This window comes from Hungatella sp. (assembly GCF_046966825.1).
This window is the reverse complement of sequence record NZ_JBKVCZ010000303.1, coordinates 1-1,521: the sequence shown is the minus strand read 5'-3', so window position 1 is coordinate 1,521 and position 1,521 is coordinate 1. Positions and strand designations below refer to the sequence as shown.

The window sequence follows — 1,521 nt, the reverse complement described above, 5'->3', positions numbered from 1 at the left end:
AATTCATGGTGACGAGTTCAGTTGCCTTGAATTAAGCAGAACAGGGACACGATCAACTGGATTCGTATAAAATCGAATACAGGAGGTCGCTATGGAGAAATTAAGGAAACGTATCCACGATGACAGCAACGGCCTGGATTATGTTCTGGTTGGTGATTATTACATACCCGCCTTAAAAATGCCAGAAGAAAGCCGTTCCATTGGGCGGTGGGGCCGGATGCACCAGGCATATCTCAAAGGACATCGCCCCGGCCAGTATGCCGAATTACTTTTGTCGGGGAACCTATGGACGTATCTCGCTGATCTGGACGAACAGGCCCAGACCCGGTTTGAAGTCATTGTCAGACAGATGAAGGCTGCCGAATATGTCACGGAAGATTTGAAGTGTCTGGACTGGCTCGGCTGGGTGCAGGCTATGAACAGCATCTGTAACCGGGCTGAGGAAATTATCCGGTCTGAGATGATCTATCTTTAGGGGAGGTGCTTGTCTATGAGATACCGCATCGAATACGCCGATGGGCGCTGCTGTAACTTTGCTAATGGCAGGGCTGACCTGTTGGAATGGCTGAAACTGCTGAAAGGGGAGGAAATCTCCGACATCCGCAAGGTTTACAAGAGCGGCGTGTCTGATTCCGTCCTGGAGACATACCGGAATTATATCCGGCGGCATAGGAGGGCTGCTTATGGGTACGGATATTGAAAAGCTGGTCGATCTGATAATCCAGGAGCGGATGCAGAGCCAGTATAGTAAGTGGCGGGAGGAAGAAACCGGCAAGGAAAAGAAAGAGGATTTTATTCGGCTGGAAACTGAGTATGAGGAAGCAATCAGCGCATTGTCCGAGGAACAGAAAAACGCTGTGCGGCATTATTGTGATTCTATCTTCGATACCGGCGCAGAGAGTGAATGTTTCTTTTACCGGCTGGGACTGAAAGACGGAATCCGGCTTTGGAAATTTATGAAAAAGCTGATGAAAACAGTCAGATAAAAATCATAACAACAGGATATAGAAGTTTATGAATGGCTCCGGGCCGTCTAATCGCAGAGGTTAGGCGGCCCTTTTCATGGCGATTGGGGGCGGTACAAAATTGTACCACCCCTGTGACAGTCAAGAGCCATCCATTATATCCAGCAGGAGGTTTTTCTGCATGATGATCCAGTTTCGGAATTCTTCGGGGCTGGATTCTTTGTTTTTGACCAGGGCTTTCCTCCGTAGGGCCTCCTTCTTGAAGCCCTCAAAGGCTTCCTGCATCCGGGCCAGACGGTCGGCTGGGAAACCGGGCGTTTTCTTCGCTTTGTTGATGACATTACGCCAGCCCTGGCATTCGTTCTTGTACTGGTGGTCGTAATCATTCTCCCTGGCCCGTTCGTCAAACTCCCGTTTATTCTGGAGCGCCTGCTTCTTCCGGCATTTGTCGCTGCACAATTCGTACCGGAGGCTCTTTGCCAGGAAGAATTTTCCGCACACCTTGCACTGCCGGAAATACAGCCCCCAGTCGCTCAGGCGGTTCAGGTAGTAGGTG

3 protein-coding genes and 1 pseudogene are annotated in these 1,521 nt (G+C 50.1%); 3 read left to right on the top strand and 1 reads right to left on the bottom strand.

Translation table 11 applies throughout. The annotated features are described in order from the left end of the window. The first annotated feature begins 91 nt into the window (after nucleotides 1-91). From ACLTD4_RS34125 to ACLTD4_RS34115, 3 genes are read left to right on the top strand one after another with little or no spacing between them, the layout of a single operon-like run. On the top strand, nucleotides 92-475 hold the full coding sequence (locus tag ACLTD4_RS34125) for a TnpV protein (RefSeq protein WP_412332011.1): 384 nt from the start codon (nucleotides 92-94) through the stop codon (nucleotides 473-475). 15 nt (nucleotides 476-490) lie between these two features. Then, complete coding sequence (locus tag ACLTD4_RS34120; protein ID WP_075669346.1) at nucleotides 491-700, top strand: hypothetical protein; 210 nt, start codon at nucleotides 491-493, stop codon at nucleotides 698-700. Further along, nucleotides 684-986 (top strand): hypothetical protein, encoded by a 303-nt coding sequence (locus ACLTD4_RS34115; protein ID WP_075669347.1) that lies wholly within the window; start codon nucleotides 684-686, stop codon nucleotides 984-986. Before ACLTD4_RS34120 ends, ACLTD4_RS34115 begins: the two co-directional genes overlap by 17 nt. 120 nt (nucleotides 987-1,106) lie before the next feature. Here the strand turns inward: ACLTD4_RS34115 and ACLTD4_RS34110 are convergent. Continuing rightward, a pseudogene (locus ACLTD4_RS34110) lies at nucleotides 1,107-1,521 on the bottom strand (hypothetical protein); the annotation flags it as partial.